At 64.3% G+C, this 16,218-nt stretch carries 14 protein-coding genes; 13 read left to right on the forward strand and 1 reads right to left on the reverse strand.

Annotated features, from left to right (window positions below; genetic code table 11):
- The first annotated feature begins 32 nt into the window (after positions 1–32).
- The 7 genes from pheS (at position 33) to J1C56_RS26610 (ending at position 7,235) form a co-directional block, all read left to right on the forward strand.
- Positions 33–1,118, forward strand: a complete 1,086-nt coding sequence (gene pheS, locus J1C56_RS26580) for a phenylalanine--tRNA ligase subunit alpha (protein WP_214393009.1) — start codon at positions 33–35, stop codon at positions 1,116–1,118.
- On the forward strand, positions 1,115–1,546 hold the full coding sequence (locus J1C56_RS26585; protein ID WP_214393010.1) for an ASCH domain-containing protein: 432 nt from the start codon (positions 1,115–1,117) through the stop codon (positions 1,544–1,546). The genes pheS and J1C56_RS26585 overlap by 4 nt, the downstream gene beginning before the upstream one ends.
- Positions 1,543–3,948, forward strand: a complete 2,406-nt coding sequence (gene pheT / locus J1C56_RS26590) for a phenylalanine--tRNA ligase subunit beta (protein ID WP_214393011.1) — start codon at positions 1,543–1,545, stop codon at positions 3,946–3,948. The genes J1C56_RS26585 and pheT overlap by 4 nt, the downstream gene beginning before the upstream one ends.
- Before the next feature lie 95 nt (positions 3,949–4,043).
- Positions 4,044–4,622, forward strand: coding sequence for a cytochrome b (locus J1C56_RS26595; protein WP_214393012.1), 579 nt, complete (start codon positions 4,044–4,046; stop codon positions 4,620–4,622).
- A 69-nt stretch (positions 4,623–4,691) separates the two neighbouring features.
- A complete protein-coding gene (locus J1C56_RS26600) occupies positions 4,692–5,270 on the forward strand; it encodes a YceI family protein (RefSeq protein WP_214393013.1) in 579 nt (192 codons plus the stop codon).
- Positions 5,271–5,367: 97 nt separating this feature from the next.
- Complete coding sequence (locus tag J1C56_RS26605) at positions 5,368–6,354, forward strand: Gfo/Idh/MocA family protein (protein ID WP_214393014.1); 987 nt, start codon at positions 5,368–5,370, stop codon at positions 6,352–6,354.
- 161 nt (positions 6,355–6,515) lie between these two features.
- Entirely contained in the window at positions 6,516–7,235 is a 720-nt protein-coding gene (locus J1C56_RS26610) for a spermidine synthase (RefSeq protein ID WP_214393015.1), read from the forward strand.
- Between the two features lie 1,037 nt (positions 7,236–8,272).
- On the opposite strand, the gene J1C56_RS26615 is transcribed toward J1C56_RS26610, so the two are convergent.
- Positions 8,273–9,325, reverse strand: a complete 1,053-nt coding sequence (locus tag J1C56_RS26615; RefSeq protein WP_246591979.1) for a zinc metalloprotease HtpX — start codon at positions 9,323–9,325, stop codon at positions 8,273–8,275.
- Between the two features lie 271 nt (positions 9,326–9,596).
- Here J1C56_RS26615 and dnaK point away from each other — a divergent pair, with 271 nt between their 5' ends.
- From dnaK to pyrF, 6 genes are all read left to right on the forward strand, one after another.
- The gene (gene dnaK / locus J1C56_RS26620) at positions 9,597–11,513 is read left to right on the forward strand and encodes a molecular chaperone DnaK (protein ID WP_214393017.1); all 1,917 of its coding nucleotides are present in this window, start codon (positions 9,597–9,599) and stop codon (positions 11,511–11,513) included.
- A gap of 168 nt (positions 11,514–11,681) precedes the next feature.
- Positions 11,682–12,773 (forward strand): acyltransferase family protein, encoded by a 1,092-nt coding sequence (locus J1C56_RS26625; protein WP_214393018.1) that lies wholly within the window; start codon positions 11,682–11,684, stop codon positions 12,771–12,773.
- A 174-nt stretch (positions 12,774–12,947) separates the two neighbouring features.
- Positions 12,948–14,081: a molecular chaperone DnaJ gene (dnaJ, locus tag J1C56_RS26630; RefSeq protein WP_214393019.1), complete on the forward strand. Its 1,134-nt coding sequence runs from the start codon at positions 12,948–12,950 to the stop codon at positions 14,079–14,081.
- Between the two features lie 98 nt (positions 14,082–14,179).
- Positions 14,180–14,785 carry a phospholipid N-methyltransferase PmtA gene (gene pmtA, locus J1C56_RS26635; protein ID WP_214393020.1) on the forward strand — a complete coding sequence of 202 codons (606 nt, stop codon included), beginning with the start codon at positions 14,180–14,182 and terminating at the stop codon, positions 14,783–14,785.
- An 86-nt stretch (positions 14,786–14,871) separates the two neighbouring features.
- Positions 14,872–15,468 (forward strand): NADPH-dependent FMN reductase, encoded by a 597-nt coding sequence (locus J1C56_RS26640; protein ID WP_214393021.1) that lies wholly within the window; start codon positions 14,872–14,874, stop codon positions 15,466–15,468.
- Positions 15,465–16,166 carry an orotidine-5'-phosphate decarboxylase gene (gene pyrF / locus J1C56_RS26645; protein ID WP_214393022.1) on the forward strand — a complete coding sequence of 234 codons (702 nt, stop codon included), beginning with the start codon at positions 15,465–15,467 and terminating at the stop codon, positions 16,164–16,166. Before J1C56_RS26640 ends, pyrF begins: the two co-directional genes overlap by 4 nt.
- Positions 16,167–16,218 lie beyond the last annotated feature (52 nt).

A 16,218-nucleotide genomic window follows, 5' to 3' on the forward strand; every position in this document is an offset into this window, starting at 1 on the left:
AAGGGCCGTTAGGGCCGCAACGGAACTGGACCATGAGCGATCTTGAAACTCTCGAACAATCGCTGCTGAGCGACATCGCTTCCGCCGCCGACGAGCAGGCGATCGAGGCGGTGCGCGTCGCAGCCCTCGGCAAGAAGGGCTCGGTCTCTGAGATGCTGAAGACCCTCGGCGCGATGAGCCCCGAAGAGCGCCAGACCAAGGGCCCTGTCATCAACGGTCTCAAGAACCGCGTCACCGATGCGCTGACCGCCCGCAAGACCGAACTGCGCGACGTCGCCATCAATGCGCGCCTGATCGCCGAAAAGGTCGACGTCACCCTGCCGGTGCGCCAGTCGCCGGCCGAGCGTGGCCGCATCCATCCGATCAGCCAGGTCATCGACGAGATCGCGGCGATCTTTGGCGACCTCGGCTTCGCCATCGCCGAAGGTCCCGATGTCGAGACCGACCACTACAATTTCACCGCGCTGAATTTCCCCGAAGGGCATCCGGCGCGCGAGATGCACGACACATTCTTTTTCCCGCCCGACGCCAATGGCGAGCGCAAGCTTCTGCGCACCCACACCTCGCCGGTGCAGATCCGCACCATGGAGACGCAGAAGCCGCCGATCCGCATCGTCATTCCCGGCAAGACCTACCGCCAGGATTCGGACGCCACCCACTCGCCGATGTTCCATCAGGTCGAGGGTCTGGTGATCGACAAGACCGCCAACGTCGCCAACATGAAGTGGGTGCTGGAGGAGTTCTGCAAGGCGTTCTTCGAGGTCCCCAGCGTCAAGATGCGCTTCCGCCCGTCCTTCTTCCCGTTCACCGAGCCGAGCCTCGAGGTCGACATCCAGTGCGACCGTTCGCGGCCGGGCGAAGTGCGCTTCGGCGAAGGCAACGACTGGATGGAGATCCTCGGCTGCGGCATGGTTCACCCCAACGTACTGCGTCATGGCGGCCTCGATCCCGACGAGTACCAGGGTTTTGCCTGGGGCATGGGCATCGACCGCATCGCCATGCTGAAATACGGCATGCCCGACCTGCGCGCCTTCTTCGACGCCGACGTCCGCTGGCTCCAGCACTACGGCTTTAGGCCGCTCGACATGCCGACGCTGTTCGGTGGGCTGAGCGCATGAGCCCTGCTGCCGACCCATATGCCGATGCGGTGACTTTCGCTTTCGGCGACAGTCCCGAGCTCGCCGACGCGTTGCTGGCGCTGGTGCTGTCGGGTCGCAAGACCGCGACCTGCGGGGCGCTGCGCGATTACGGCGGCGACGAGCCGGTGCCTGAGGTTGGCCGCAGGGATGTCGTGCTCGACGGCCAGGGCCGGCGTGCCGCGGTGATCGAGACCGTCGAGGCGATCCATCGCCGCTTCGACGAGGTCGATGCCGAATTTGCTGCCGCGGAAGGCGAAGGCGACCTGACCTATGAGTACTGGCGTGAGGCCCACGAGGCCTACTTCGCCCGCAACGGCGGCTTTTCGCCTGACATGATTTTGGTTTGTGAGCGGTTCCGGGTCGTGGAAGTGCTCGACCGCAACGACACGAAACGAGTGAACCCATGAAATTCACCCTCTCCTGGCTCAAGGACCATCTCGACACCGACGCCTCGCTCGAGCAGATCGTCGAGCGGCTGACCTCGATCGGCCTCGAAGTCGAGTCGGTCGACGACAAGGCTGCACTCAAGCCCTTCGTCATCGCCAAGGTGCTGACGGCAAGCAGGCACCCCGACGCCGACAAGCTGCAGGTGCTGACCGTGGACACCGGCGACGGCAAGCCCGTCCAGGTCGTCTGCGGCGCGCCCAATGCGCGTGCAGGCCTGGTCGGCGCCTTCGCCGCGCCTGGCGCCTACGTGCCGGGCATCGACGTGACCCTGTCGGTCGGCAAGATCCGCGGCGTCGAGAGCCACGGCATGATGTGCTCCGAGCGCGAGCTGCAGCTGTCGGACGAGCACAACGGCATCATCGACCTGCCGGCCGATGCGCCTGTCGGCACGTCATTCGCCACCTATGCCCATCTCGACGATCCCATGATCGAGATCAACCTGACGCCTAACCGTCCCGACGCCACCAGCGTCCACGGCATCGCCCGCGACCTCGCGGCGTCCGGCCTCGGCACGCTCAAGGGCGATGCTGTCGAGCCGGTCGCCGGCGAAGGCGATTGCCCGGTCAAGGTTTCGATCGAGGCGCCGGAACTCTGCCCGGGCTTCGCGCTGCGCCTCGTGCGCGGCGTCAAGAACGGCCCCTCGCCCAAGTGGATGCAGCAGCGCCTGCTGGCCATCGGCCTGCGCCCCATCAACGCGCTGGTCGACATCACCAACTATGTCACCTTTGATCGCGGCCGGCCGCTCCACGTCTTCGACGCGAAGAAGGTCGCCGGCAATCTCGTCGTGCGCCGTGGCCGCGACGGCGACAAGGTGCTGGCGCTCGACGGGCGTGAGTATTCGCTGACCCCTGAGATGTGCGTCATCGCAGACGACAACGGCGTCGAATCCATTGCCGGCGTCATGGGCGGCGAGCATTCCGGCTGCGACGAGAATACCACTGACGTGCTGATCGAATCGGCGCTGTGGGACCCGATTACCACGGCTCGCACCGGTCGCGCGCTCGGCATCATCACCGATGCGCGCTACCGCTTCGAGCGCGGTGTCGACCCCGAATTCATGGTGCCCGGCGTCGAGCTGGCAACCAGGCTGGTGCTGGAGCTCTGTGGCGGTCAGCCAACGAAGACCGATTTGACAGGTTATGCAGGCCACACGGCCAAGGTCGTCTCCCTGCCTCTCGCCGAGATCAAGCGCCTGACCGGCATCGAGGTCGAAAAGGCCGAGAGCCTCGATATCCTCACCCGCCTCGGCTTCGGCGTGAAGGGCGATGGCGACGTCGTCGACGTCGCCGTGCCCTCCTGGCGTCCCGATGTCGACGGCAAGGCCGACCTGGTCGAAGAGGTGATGCGCATCCACGGCGTCGACAATATCGCGCCGCAGCCGCTGGGCGCGCATGACGCCGTCAACGGCAAGATCCTGACCACGCTGCAGATCCGCACCCGCTCGGCGCGGCGCGCGCTCGCCGTACGCGGCATGATGGAGGCCGTCACCTGGTCGTTCATCCCGGCAAAGCACGCCGAGCTGTTCGGCGGCGGCCATGAAAGCCTCAGGCTGTCGAACCCGATCGCAGCCGACATGTCCGACATGCGGCCTTCGCTGTTGCCCGGCCTGATCGCCGCTGCCCAGCGCAACGCCGACCGTGGCATCGGCGACGTCGCCCTGTTCGAGGTTTCCGGCACCTACGAAAACGACACCGCCGAAGGCCAGCGTCGCGTCGCCGCTGGCGTCCGTCGCGGCACCGCCAAGCTCGAAGGCTCGGGCCGCTACTGGTCGGGCAATGCAGGCAATGTCGGCGTGTTCGACGCCAAGGCCGATGCCATCGCGGCGCTCGAAGCCTGCGGCGCGCCCGTCGACCGGCTGCAGATCGAAACCGGCGCGCCTGATTGGTATCACCCCGGTCGTTCCGGCGTTATCAAGCTCGGCCCCAAGGTCGTGCTCGGCACCTTCGGCGAGTTCCACCCCAGGACGCTCGAAGGCCTCGACGTGTCGGGCCCGCTCTGCGGCTTCGAGGTTTATGTGGACGCCGTGCCCGAGCCGAAGGCCAAGCCGACCAAGACCAAGCCCCGGCTCGATCTGTCGGCCTTCCAGGCGGTCAAGCGCGACTTCGCCTTCGTCGTCGACAAGGCGGTCGAAGCCGGCACGCTGACCCGCGCGGCCCTTGCCGCCGACAAGAAGCTGATATCAGGCGTCTCCGTCTTCGACATCTTCGAGGGCGCGTCGCTCGGCGAAGGCAAGAAGTCGATCGCCATCGAGGTGTCGATCCAGCCGGTCGAAAAGACGCTGACCGACCAGGATTTCGAGGCGCTCGCCGCCCGCATCGTCGAGAACGTCAAGAAGCAGACCGGCGGCGCGCTGCGCAGCTGACGCCACCGGGCGCTTATGAAACAAAGGCCGGGCCAAGCGCCCGGCCTTTTTCGTTTTCGGGAAACATTCGCCCTCCCCGTTCGTTGAAGCCAGCGATGCTGCGCAATACGACCACGCGTTACGGCTGGGCCGCGATCATCCTTCACTGGCTGATCGGCCTGGTCTTCATCGGCCAGTTCGCGCTCGGCTGGACGATGGTGCGCATCGCCAGCCAGCGCACATCCTTCGAGCTGATCCAGTTGCACAAGTCCTTCGGCTTCCTGTTGCTCGGTCTGGTGCTGATCCGCATCGGCTGGCGGCTGGCCAGTTTCAGTCCTGAATTGCCCGAGGAGGTCGGTCCGGTCGAGCGTCGGGCAGCTCCGGCGGTACATCTGGCTCTCTACGCCGCGCAGCTTGTCGTGCCGCTGTCGGGCTGGGCGCTGGTGTCGGTCTCGGTTCTCGAGATCCCGTCGATGCCGTTCAGCCTGTTCGTGATGCCGCATTTGCCGTTTCAGGTTTCCGAACAGGCCGAGAATTTCTGGATCTTTGGCCACAAATGGCTCGCATATGCCGCCATCGCCTTGGTCGTGTTGCACATTCTCGCAGCGTTCAGGCACCATTTCTGGCTGCGCGATGTCGTGCTGGTCAGGATGATTTCGCCCTTTTTCGCAGGCCGGGCGCGCGGGCCGGAATAGCTGCCGGGGCCAATTCGTTGGTCTCGGTGCATGGCTCAGACGGGCCGTGCCATCAGGGAGTATGGTGACATGTCTTTGCGTGTTCTCGGCGTTGCAGCCTTCCTAGCGCTCGACTTGATCGGCGGCACGGCTTCGGCGGTGGCGCTGTCCGATGCTGCCGGGCGCTATGCCATTTCCAGCAGCGGTTCGAGCATCCGCTTTGCCATCGGCAAGATCGGCGGCGGTGGGCTCAACGGCGCCTTCGGCCAATTCAAGGGCACGATCCGCATCGACGGTGGCGACATCGCACGTTCGAAGGTCGACATCACCATCTACCCCGACAGCGTCGGCACCGGCCAGAGCCGCATCGATGCGTTCCTGAAGTCGGACGCGGTCTTCGACGTTGCCAATTCGAGCCAGATCGTCTTCCGCTCGACGAGCGTGCAGCGCACCGGCGAAAATTCGGCAGTTGTCACCGGTCAACTGACCGCGCGCGGTCATACTTCCAGCGAAAAATTCGCAGTCGAGCTGCAGGGCATGAAGGGCGGGCAGATCCGCTTCCATGTCAGCGGCAAGGTTCTGCGCTCGCGCTACCAGATGGACGTCGGCACGCCGATCTATTCCAACATCGTTGCCTTCGACATGCAGTTCACCGGCCGCCGCGGCTGAGCCAAAATCTCCGGGAAAGTTCTGGCGTTTGGCGGCTGCTTCCGCCAAGCTTCGGCAGGTGGCACTGGGCCACGTGCCATTTCCGGAGGCAGACCAGATGTTTCGTTGGGGCGTACTTTCGACAGCCAAGATCGGCCGCGACCAGCTGCTGCCGGCGATCGCCGATTCCGACAATGGCGTGGTGGCGGCGGTCGCCAGCCGTGACATCGGCAAGGCAAAGGCGCTGGCCGACCGCTTCGGCGCACGCCACGCCTTTGGCTCCTATGACGAGCTGCTCGCCTCCGATGCTGTCGACGGCGTCTACATTCCGCTGCCGACATCCCAGCATCTCCAATGGGCGGCCAAGGCGGCCGAGGCGGGCAAGCATGTGCTGGTCGAAAAACCGCTGGCGCTGAAGGCCGAAGACATCGCCCCGCTGATCGCCATCCGCGACCGCAAGAAGGTGGTCGTCGCTGAGGCCTTCATGGTCACCTACCATCCGCAGTGGCTGAAGGTGCGCGACCTGATATCAGCGGGCGCGATCGGCAAGCTGAAGCACGTCCAGGGCGCGTTTTCCTACTACAACGTCGACCCCAACAACATGCGCAACCAGCTCGACCTCGGCGGCGGCGCCCTGCCCGACATCGGCGTCTATCCGACAGTGACGACACGGTTTTCGACCGGCAAGGAGCCGCAGCGTGTGCAGGCGAGCATCGAGCGCGACCCGAAATTCGGCACCGACATCTATTCCAGCGTGCGTGCCGACTTCGGCGACTTCGAGCTGTCCTTCTATCTCTCGACCCAGCTAGCCAACCGCCAGCTGATGGTCTTCCACGGCGACAAGGGCTTCATCGAGATCCATTCGCCGTTCAATGCCGGGCTCTACGACCATCACCGCGTCGAGCTGCACAATGCCGGCCACAACGAGGCGACTGTTTTCCGCTTCCCCGGCGCGCAGCAGTACCGGCTCCAGGTCGAGACTTTTGTGCGCGCGGCACAGGGCGGCAAGGACCATGTCTTTTCGCTCGAGGAGTCGGTGCTCAACCAGAAGGTCATCGACGCGATCTTCTGCGCCGGCGAACATGATGGCTGGGAGCCGGTCTAGGCCTTCGCCCGGCGCTTTGGTCGGCCGGCTAGGGCTTTCGTTCAGGCCGCGCACTGGCTTGTTGAAGCTGTGCGCATCGTGCTTTTCGAAAACCGATTCCGGTTTTCGGGCCGATGCGCTAGGGAGCGCCGCATGATGTCCCATAGCGAAAGCCAGCGCCGATGATTCCCTGGATCGTACTCGATATCGCGAAGATCCCCGGTGGTGGCGAATTGCGCCTCAAGCAGCGCGGCACCGAATTCTCGATCATGCTCGGCTCCAACGAGCTGATGAACAGCCGCCTCAGCGGCTCCGAGGAGGCGCTGGCGAAACTGGCCCATGAGCGCATCGGAGGCCGTTCCAAGCCGAAAATCCTGATCGGCGGCCTCGGCATGGGCTTCACGCTGCGCGCAGCACTTGCCCTGTTCGGCAAGGATGCCCGCATCGTCGTTGCCGAACTGGTGCCCGAAGTCGTTGCCTGGGCGCGCGGGCCGATGGCCGAGCTGTCCGCCGGCGGACTCGACGACCCGCGCGTCGAGGTGGTGGTGGGCGACGTCGGCAAGCTCATCCGCGATGGCGCGGGCGCCTATGACGCGATCCTGCTCGACGTCGACAACGGTCCCGAGGGCCTGTCGCGCGACGCCAATGACAGCCTCTACAACTACACCGGCCTCTACGCGGCGAAGACCGCGCTGAAGCCCGGCGGCGTGCTGACGGTCTGGTCGCAAGGGCCCGACAAGTCGTTCTCGCGGCGCCTGCACGAGAGCGGTTTTGTCACCGACGAGGTCAAGGTCCGCGCCAGCACCAAGGGCAGCGGCGCAAGGCATGTCGTCTGGGTGGCGGCGAACAAAGTGCAGCCAGTAGCGAAGGGCACGCCTGCTGCAAAGGCGGCGCGGCGGTAGGCGCGGTCTTCCCCTCGCCCCGTTTACGGGGAGAGGGTGGCCCGAAGGGCCGGGTGAGGGGCAGCGCCAAGTCTTGCAAGTTCGAGCCGCCCCTCATCCCCCTGCCGCCACCTTCTCCCCGTAAACGGGGCGAAGGGACCAAGCTTATTCACCGCCACGCTCGCTTTCGCGCCTGGCTATTGTCAAAGAGCACTCCTTGCAGGAGGTAGTTCGGGAAGCGGGGCGCGAGGCCGTGCCTTCCGATTGATAGTATGTGGCGCGAACTCGCGCCCCGCCCGGTGTCTGTCCCGAGGTTGGCCGGTCACAGCGCCGCTCCATGTACATTCCATGGACAATCGCCGCGGCTTCTCCGCATCTTCCTGCCGCGCTTGCCTTGTGAGGCTCGCGCCGGAAAACGCCGACCTGTCGTCGGGCCCTCGGAGCCACGGCTACCGTAGCAGTGGCGGGAGGTCACCGCCGCCCTTCCTGATACCCGGTGCGCACCAGGTCCCGTAAGGGCGATGGGGGAATGATACGGCAGGTTTTTCAGGGCGTGGAAAAGCAGGAGCGGCTATCCACGTGGGTTGGTGACAGATGGTGACAGTCGGCGCGGAAGATTGGGTAGCATTGGACCGCAGCAGCAGTTGCCATTTCACGGCATGGATCCCCGGGTCTCCGCACGTCGCTTCGCTCCTGCTCCGCCCGAGGATGACGAAGGCATTGGGGTCCGCGGCCAATCACCGACAGCGGCGCTCGGCAGACAGCTTCAATCTCGCCGTCTGCCAGCGAGTTGTCCGGTATTTCTTGCCAATTGTGACTTCGGAGATTGGCCGAAGCCAACATGGCTTCGTCATCCTCGGGCGGAGCAGGAGCGAAGCGACGTGCGGAGACCCGGGGATCCATGCCGTTGTTGAGGTTCCGCTAGCCAGCGGAGCCGGCAGGCCAGAAGGGGGCGAAGGAACGCGACCTGGGAGATGCTGGGAGAGTTCCAGCGTGGCGGTTGTTGTTCAGAAAAAAACGCCACCCCGTGGAAAACCTCTCCACGCCCGAGCATCAAATCACCACCACACCCCGCCGCGCGTTACCCGGATGCGCGGGCGGCCGCTGTCGGGTGGGTTGATCGAGCTATCGCTGGCCGGTCTGGAATCGTCGGCGAAGTCGGTGTTGGCGGCGTTGATGAAACCGTGCGCGCCTTGCAGATAGGGGCCGGGATGGGGGCGAATCCGCGGGATGATCGACGGGCGCTGCACATGCGGCACGGCAGGTTCGGCGGCCACAACAAGTTCGTCTGGCGTCTCTGCGGTCTTCAGCGCCTTCAGCCGGGCGACGCGGTCGGCGGTAAGCGGGTGGGTGCGCAGCACCGAAGGGTCGGGAATGCGGCCGCTGGGCAAAAGGATGTTTTCCCAGACCCTGCCCTGGGCGCGTTCAAGCTTGGCCAGCGCCGAGGCGAGCCCGTCGGGATCGCCGGTGAGCGAGGCAGCACCCAGATCGGCGTCGAATTCGCGGGTGCGCGACAGCGCCATCTGCAACAGGCCGCCGACGGTGGGTGCGGCCAGCAGCACCAGCACGGCCAGCCACGGCACCTGGGTGCCGAAGCCGCCGGCAAAGCCGAACAGGTTGAAAAACAGCGACACCAGGCCGACAGTCGACATGAACGAGGTGAAGCGCGACACCATGTCGGCGAAGGCCATGACCTTCACGTCCTCATGGGCGATATGGCTGATCTCGTGCGCCAGCACGCCGGCCAGTTCGCGCGGGGTCAGGTTGCGGGCGAGCGCGTCGGTGACGGCGATGGCCGCGTCGTCGCGGCGACCGACGGCAAAGGCGTTCATCATCTTGGACGGGATGACATAGAGCTTCGGCATAGCTGGAAGCTCGGCACGGCGGGTCAATTCCTGGACGATGCGGAAGCCGGCGGGAAAGTCGGCCGCGCTGACCTCCCTTGCCTTGTACATCGACAGCACCATTTGTGGGCTGATGCGCCGCACCGCCCACATCGAGATGGCGCCAAAGACCAGCGCATAAAGCAGTCCGGTGCTGCCGGCGAAGGCCCAGGCAGTGACGGCGAGCAGCAGCAGGCTGCCGGCCCCGAGCAGCCAGGTTTGCAGCATATTCACTGCGCGGTTGCGCCGGTGCTCGAAAAGGTTGATGGAGTGAAGTTCGCTCATGCCAAGAATATGAGCTTGCCACAGGCTTTTGCCGAGTCCCCTGCACGGAAAGTTGCAGAACGCTTGCGCTGCCAGAAGCCTGTTCTTATATACGCCGCAACACCGCTTCGGCCCGGAAAACCGGTATCCGGAGCGGCATTTCGAGTGAACAGGGGCTTTCGTCGGAACGCCTTCATGGGTCCAGAGAGCCTGCTTAGCGGAGAGAAGTAGTAAAATGGCAAAAGTTATCGGCATCGACCTGGGAACGACCAATTCCTGCGTCGCCGTCATGGACGGCAAGGACGCGAAAGTCATCGAGAACGCGGAAGGCGCGCGCACGACCCCTTCCATCGTCGCCTTCAGCGGCGACGGCGAGCGTCTCGTCGGCCAGCCGGCCAAGCGCCAGGCGGTCACCAATCCTGAAAACACCGTCTTTGCGGTCAAGCGCCTGATCGGCCGCCGCTATGACGATCCGGTCACCGCGAAGGACAAGAAGCTTGTCCCCTACGAGATCGTCAATGGCGACAATGGCGACGCGTGGGTCGAGGCCGGCGGCAAGAAGCAGTCGCCCAGCCAGATCTCGGCGATGATCCTGCAGAAGATGAAGGAAACGGCGGAAGCCTATCTCGGCGAGAAGGTCGAAAAGGCCGTCATCACCGTTCCGGCCTATTTCAACGACGCCCAGCGCCAAGCCACCAAGGATGCCGGCAAGATCGCCGGCCTGGAAGTGCTGCGCATCATCAACGAGCCGACTGCTGCGGCCCTCGCCTACGGTCTCGACAAGACCGAAGGCAAGACCATCGCGGTTTATGACCTTGGCGGTGGTACCTTCGATATCTCTGTTCTCGAAATCGGCGACGGCGTGTTCGAGGTCAAGTCGACCAACGGCGACACCTTCCTCGGCGGCGAAGACTTCGACATGCGCCTGGTCGAGTACCTGGCGGCCGAGTTCAAGAAGGAACAGGGCATCGACCTGAAGAACGACAAGCTTGCCCTGCAGCGCCTCAAGGAAGCTGCCGAAAAGGCCAAGATCGAGCTGTCGTCGACGACCCAGACCGAAATCAACCTGCCCTTCATCACCGCTGACGCGACCGGCCCGAAGCACCTGACGCTGAAGCTGTCGCGCGCCAAGTTCGAGCAGCTGGTCGACGACCTCGTCCAGCGCACGATCGAGCCGTGCAAGGCAGCGCTCAAGGATGCCGGCCTCAAGGCAGGCGAGATCGACGAAGTGGTCCTGGTCGGCGGCATGACCCGCATGCCCAAGATCCAGGAAATCGTGAAGCAGTTCTTCGGCAAGGAGCCGCACAAGGGCGTCAACCCCGATGAGGTGGTTGCACTTGGTGCCGCGATCCAGGCCGGCGTGCTGCAGGGCGACGTCAAGGACGTGCTGCTGCTCGACGTGACCCCGCTTTCGCTGGGCATCGAGACGCTGGGCGGCGTGTTCACCCGACTGATCGAACGCAACACCACGATCCCGACCAAGAAGAGCCAGGTGTTCTCGACGGCCGAGGATTCTCAGTCGGCGGTGACCATCCGCGTCTTCCAGGGCGAGCGTGAAATGGCGCAGGACAACAAGATGCTCGGCCAGTTCGACCTCGTCGGCATTCCGCCTGCGCCGCGCGGCGTGCCGCAGATCGAAGTGACCTTCGACATCGACGCCAACGGCATCGTCAATGTCTCGGCCAAGGACAAAGGCACCGGCAAGGAGCACCAGATCCGCATCCAGGCATCTGGCGGCCTGTCCGACGCCGACATCGACAAGATGGTCAAGGACGCCGAGGTCAATGCCGACGCCGACAAGAAGCGCCGTGCGCTTGTCGAGGCACGCAACCAGGCCGAAAGCCTGCTCAACAGCAGCGAGAAGTCGCTGAAGGAGTATGGCGACAAGGTCACGGAAGCTGACCGTACCGCGATTTCGGATGCGATCGCAGCACTCAGGACCGCGACCGAGAGCGACGACGTCGAGGCGATCAACGCCAAGTCGCAGACGCTCGCCGAAGCTTCGATGAAGCTCGGCCAGGCGATGTACGAGGCTTCGCAGAAGGAAGCGGCCGAATCCGATGCCGCGGCCGACGCAGCCAAGGACAGCGACGTGGTCGACGCCGATTTCGAAGAGATCGACGACAACGACGACAAGAAGAAGTCGGCCTGACCAGATCGACATCCAGTCTAATCGGAAAGCCCGGCCATCGTGCCGGGCTTTTCTTTTGCGCCTAATACAAGGGTTTGAGGCGTTTAAGCTTAAGGAAAGAAAGTACAGGCAGGCTGTGGCTGGACCCGGCTGACAATTGACCTCGGCCGCGCGGTGGCGGAGGGCGGCATGCACTTCAGGACACTCGAAGTCTGGCGGCTGGCTGCGGCCCTGACCGTGATGATGTGGCATTTCCTGCGCTATGCGCCGCCCGGACATGAGGCGGTCAGCGACGCGCTCTACCGGCTGATGCCGCTGATGGAAATGTTCTTCATGATCTCCGGCTTCCTGATCATGCTGCGTTATGCCGACACGCTGATGACCGAACCCGGCTCGTTCCGCCGCTTCATCGTGCGCCGTCTCGCCCGGCTCTACCCGCTCTACCTGGTGACGCTGCTGTTCTTCTGCATCGTGGCCGTAGCGCTGCATTTCGGTCTCGTACAGTCGCAGCAGCCCGAGCGTTATGCCTGGACGGCGCTGCCGGCCAACCTGATGCTGGTCCAGGCCTGGGGCCTGACCGACAATCTGACCTTCAACTATGTCAGCTGGACGCTTTCGGCGGAGTGGTTCTGCTATCTCGCCTTGCCGGTCATCGTGCTTGCCTATCGCCGCCACGGCATGTGGGGACTGGCGGTGGTGGCGGCATCGGCCGTCACCGTGCTGGAGTTTGCGGTGATGCTGGGCTGGATCCCGTTTCCGAGCTGGCTCGAGGCCAACACCTTTGGTGCCTATCGCGCCTTTGCCGATTTCGCGCTCGGCGCGATGGTGGCCGTGGCGGTGCGCGACTCCAGGCTCAGGCTGTCGAGCCACCTGCCCGGCTGGCTGGCCTTTGCCCTGGCGATCGCTGCCATGGCGAGCCAGCAGAATGCCTATGTGATCGTGCTTTTGCTGGCGGCGGCGACATTCCTCGCGGCCCTTGCCGAACGCAACAATCCCGACGGTGCGCTTTATCTCAAGCCGCTGCACCCGCTCGGCCGCGTCTCGTTCGGCATCTACATGATCCATCCCGTCATCGAGACGCTGCTGCTGGCCTTGGTGTGGCGCAAGCTGGTCGAACCGCTCGAGGTGGTCGGCTTCTACACCTTCTGGCTGGTGCCGGCGGTGACCGTTCTGGTGGTGGCGCTCGCCTCGGACCGCTACTTTGAAGGGCCGGTGAGCAGCTATCTCAATGCCCGGTTGGGCGCGGAGAAGCCCAAAGTCGCCCGGCGCCGCATCGCCTGAGCGGCCCCAAGGCCACAACGGCTGCAAAATTAGCCGATTTTCTGCCGAAAACTGCGGCTTCCGCTGCCCTGCCTATGGCATAGCGGCGCATGGTTTACTAAATCGGGGCCTATTACCACCGATGGCGCAAACGCGATTGCTCGCGCCGAGGCAGTGACCAGACAGCGGGAAGATATGAAAGCTGATTTCTACGAAACGCTGGGCGTCCAGAAGGGCGCTGACGAGAAGGAGCTGAAGTCTGCCTTCCGCAAGCTTGCCATGCAGTTCCACCCCGACCGCAATCCGGGCGACGACGCATGCGAGCACAAGTTCAAGGAAATCAACGAAGCCTACGAGACGCTGAAGGACCCGCAGAAGCGCGCCGCCTATGACCGCTTCGGCCACGCCGCCTTCGAAAATGGCGGCATGGGCAATGGCGGCGGCCAGGGCTTTGGCGCCGGCGGCTTCGCCGACATCTTCGAGGATATCTTCGGCGACATGATGGGCGGCGGGCGCCGCCGTTCGTCGGGTGGCCGCGAGCGCGGCGCCGACCTGCGCTACAACATGGAAATCACGCTCGAGGAGGCTTTCGCCGGCAAGACCGCGCAGATCCGCGTGCCGACCTCGATCCTGTGTACCGAATGCGCCGGTTCGGGCGCCAAGCCCGGCACCCAGCCGGTGACCTGCTCGATGTGCCAGGGCCACGGCAAGGTGCGCGCCAGCCAGGGCTTCTTCTCGATCGAGCGGACCTGCCCGCAGTGCCAGGGCCGCGGCCAGACGATCAAGGACCCATGCGGCAAATGCGCCGGCCAGGGCCGCGTCACCGAAGAGCGTTCGCTGTCGGTCAACATCCCCTCTGGCATCGAGGACGGCACCCGCATCCGCCTTGCCAATGAAGGCGAAGCCGGCCTGCGCGGCGGCCCGTCGGGCGACCTCTACATCTTCCTGTCGGTCAAGCCGCACGAGTTCTTCCAGCGCGACGGCGCCGACCTCTATTGCAAGGTGCCGATCTCGATGACCACAGCCGCCCTTGGCGGCTCGTTCGAGGTGGCGACGCTCGATGGTACCCAGACGCGCGTGAAAGTGCCTGAAGGCACCCAGAACGGCCGCCAGTTCCGCCTCAAGGGCAAGGGCATGCCGATCCTGCGCCAGCCGCAGATTGGCGATCTCTACATCCAGACCGCCGTCGAAACGCCGCAGAGCCTGACGCGGCGCCAGCGCGAATTGCTGGAAGAGTTCGAAAAGCTGTCCTCGACAGAGAATTCGCCGCAGTCGAGCGGCTTCTTCTCGCGCATGAAGGACTTTTTCGAGTCCTTCGGGGACAAATGAGAATGTTTCTGCCGTAACGGAAATTGAGCCAGCTTTCTGCTTGCGCTGAGCCACTTAGCTGTTATTTCTCCCCCAGCAGCGGTGAGGAGATCGAAGCGATGACACGCGGTTCCGGATTGCGCAAAACGCTTGCGGCCAAGTTCGACGATGAACTGAAGTTCTTCAAGGGCTGGATCGACAAGCCCAAGGCCGTCGGTTCGATCGTGCCGACAAGCTCGGTCACCGCCAAGCGCATGGCCTCGGTGGTCAATACCAAATCGGGCCTGCCGGTCCTGGAAGTCGGGCCCGGCACCGGCGTCATCACCAAGGCGATCCTCGCCCACGGCGTGAAGCCCGAGGATCTCTATACGGTTGAATATTCAGCCGATTTCGTCCAGCACCTGCGTCGCCTCTACCCACGCGTCAATGTCATCGAGGGCGACGCCTTCGACCTCGACAATACGCTCGGCGACAAGAAGGACCTGACTTTCGACTCGGTCATTTCAGGCGTGCCACTGCTCAATTTTCCGGTCACAAGCCGCGTCGCCTATCTCGAAGGCCTGCTCAAGCGCATTCCCGCCGGCCGGCCTGTGATCCAGCTGACCTACGGGCCGAAATCGCCGATCCCGCCGGGCCTGGGCAACTACACCGTCGAGCATTTCGACTTCATCATCCGCAACATTCCCCCGACCCAGCTTTGGGTCTACCGCCGCGCCAAGCACTGAGCGGCGTGCTTGATTTGACCGGCTGATCGCCTATACCGTCGCCACGATGTTGAGTGCGCCTTGCCGGGCGTGCCACAGGATGGATGATGCCGCTCGTTCCCAGAATTCTCGTCTTTGCAGGTTCGACAAGGACCGGCGCCTATAGCGGCCGCACGGCCGACATAGCGCAAAAGGAACTGGCGCTGCAGGGCGCCGACGTGACGCGCATCTCGCTCGCCGACTATCCGCTGCCGATCATGGACGAAGACCTCGAGGAACGCGACGGTGTGCCCGAAAACGCCGTCAAGCTCGCCCGCCTGATCGACATGCACGATGCGGTGCTGATCGCGACGCCCGAATATAACGGCTCGATGCCGCCGCTGCTCAAGAACACCATCGACTGGGTCAGCCGCGTGCGCAATGACGGTGGCAGGCGGCTGCAGCCCTATGCCGGCAAGCTGGTGGCGATCTGCTCGTCCTCCGACGGCCATTTCGCCGGCATCCGCAGCGCCACCCATCTGCGCGCGGTGCTGTCGCACATCCAGATGGAGGTGATTTCGCCGCAGGTTTCGGTGCCGCATGGCGGCGAGGCCTTCGACGACGACGGCGACTTCCGCGAGGAGCGCCTGCGCAAGGGCATGCAGCGGCTCTGCCATGCGCTGGTCGAACGAGCCATCATGATGTCGCGGAGGGTAGAACCATGAGCAGCATAGACACTGTACGCGACCGCCTGATCGTCGGCCTCGACCTGCCGACGGTCAAGGAAGCGGAAAGGGCGGTGCGCGAACTCGAAGGCACCGCGAGCTTCTACAAGATCGGCTACCAGCTGGCCTTTGCCGGCGGGCTCGATTTCGCCCGCGAGCTAGCGAGCGGCGGCACCAAGGTCTTCCTCGACATGAAGCTGCTCGACATCGACAACACGGTGGCCAAGGGCGTCGAGAACATCGTCAAGATGGGCATGACCATGCTGACGCTGCATGCCTATCCCAAGGCGATGAAGGCGGCGGTGGAGGCTGCCAGGGGCAGCGACCTGTGCCTGCTTGCGGTGACGGTGCTGACCTCGATGGACGAAAAGGACATGATCGACGCGGGCTACGAATACGACCCGCACACGCTGGTGCTGCGCCGCGCCGAACAGGCGCTTCAGGCAAAGATGGGCGGCGTCGTCTGCTCGGCCAGCGAAGCTTCGGCGGTCCGCCGCATCGTTGGGCCAAACATGGCCGTGGTGACGCCGGGCATCCGCCCTGCCGGCAGCGACCATGGCGACCAGAAGCGAGTCGTCACCCCGGCTGACGCCATGCGCAACGGCTCGAGCCACCTCGTCGTCGCCCGCCCGATCGTCGGCGCGGTTGACAGGAAGGCTGCTGCCCAGGCTATCCTTGAGGAAATGGCCGCCGCATAGGCGGTCGTGCGTCCTTCGAGGCTCGCCTTTCAGGCTCGCGCCTCAGGATGAG

Origin of the sequence: Aminobacter anthyllidis (assembly GCF_018555685.1) — a bacterium.
Lineage (GTDB): Bacteria > Pseudomonadota > Alphaproteobacteria > Rhizobiales > Rhizobiaceae > Aminobacter > Aminobacter anthyllidis.

What these genes read in the sequence shown, in the direction of transcription:
- pheS (WP_214393009.1), top strand. Translation starts at nt 33, where the DNA reads ATGAGCGATCTTGAAACTCTCGAACAATCGCTGCTGAGCGACATCGCT.
- J1C56_RS26585 (WP_214393010.1), top strand. Translation starts at nt 1,115, where the DNA reads ATGAGCCCTGCTGCCGACCCATATGCCGATGCGGTGACTTTCGCTTTC.
- pheT (WP_214393011.1), top strand. Translation starts at nt 1,543, where the DNA reads ATGAAATTCACCCTCTCCTGGCTCAAGGACCATCTCGACACCGACGCC.
- J1C56_RS26595 (WP_214393012.1), top strand. Translation starts at nt 4,044, where the DNA reads ATGCTGCGCAATACGACCACGCGTTACGGCTGGGCCGCGATCATCCTT.
- J1C56_RS26600 (WP_214393013.1), top strand. Translation starts at nt 4,692, where the DNA reads ATGTCTTTGCGTGTTCTCGGCGTTGCAGCCTTCCTAGCGCTCGACTTG.
- J1C56_RS26605 (WP_214393014.1), top strand. Translation starts at nt 5,368, where the DNA reads ATGTTTCGTTGGGGCGTACTTTCGACAGCCAAGATCGGCCGCGACCAG.
- J1C56_RS26610 (WP_214393015.1), top strand. Translation starts at nt 6,516, where the DNA reads ATGATTCCCTGGATCGTACTCGATATCGCGAAGATCCCCGGTGGTGGC.
- J1C56_RS26615 (WP_246591979.1), bottom strand. Translation starts at nt 9,325, where the DNA reads ATGCTGCAAACCTGGCTGCTCGGGGCCGGCAGCCTGCTGCTGCTCGCC.
- dnaK (WP_214393017.1), top strand. Translation starts at nt 9,597, where the DNA reads ATGGCAAAAGTTATCGGCATCGACCTGGGAACGACCAATTCCTGCGTC.
- J1C56_RS26625 (WP_214393018.1), top strand. Translation starts at nt 11,682, where the DNA reads ATGCACTTCAGGACACTCGAAGTCTGGCGGCTGGCTGCGGCCCTGACC.
- dnaJ (WP_214393019.1), top strand. Translation starts at nt 12,948, where the DNA reads ATGAAAGCTGATTTCTACGAAACGCTGGGCGTCCAGAAGGGCGCTGAC.
- pmtA (WP_214393020.1), top strand. Translation starts at nt 14,180, where the DNA reads ATGACACGCGGTTCCGGATTGCGCAAAACGCTTGCGGCCAAGTTCGAC.
- J1C56_RS26640 (WP_214393021.1), top strand. Translation starts at nt 14,872, where the DNA reads ATGCCGCTCGTTCCCAGAATTCTCGTCTTTGCAGGTTCGACAAGGACC.
- pyrF (WP_214393022.1), top strand. Translation starts at nt 15,465, where the DNA reads ATGAGCAGCATAGACACTGTACGCGACCGCCTGATCGTCGGCCTCGAC.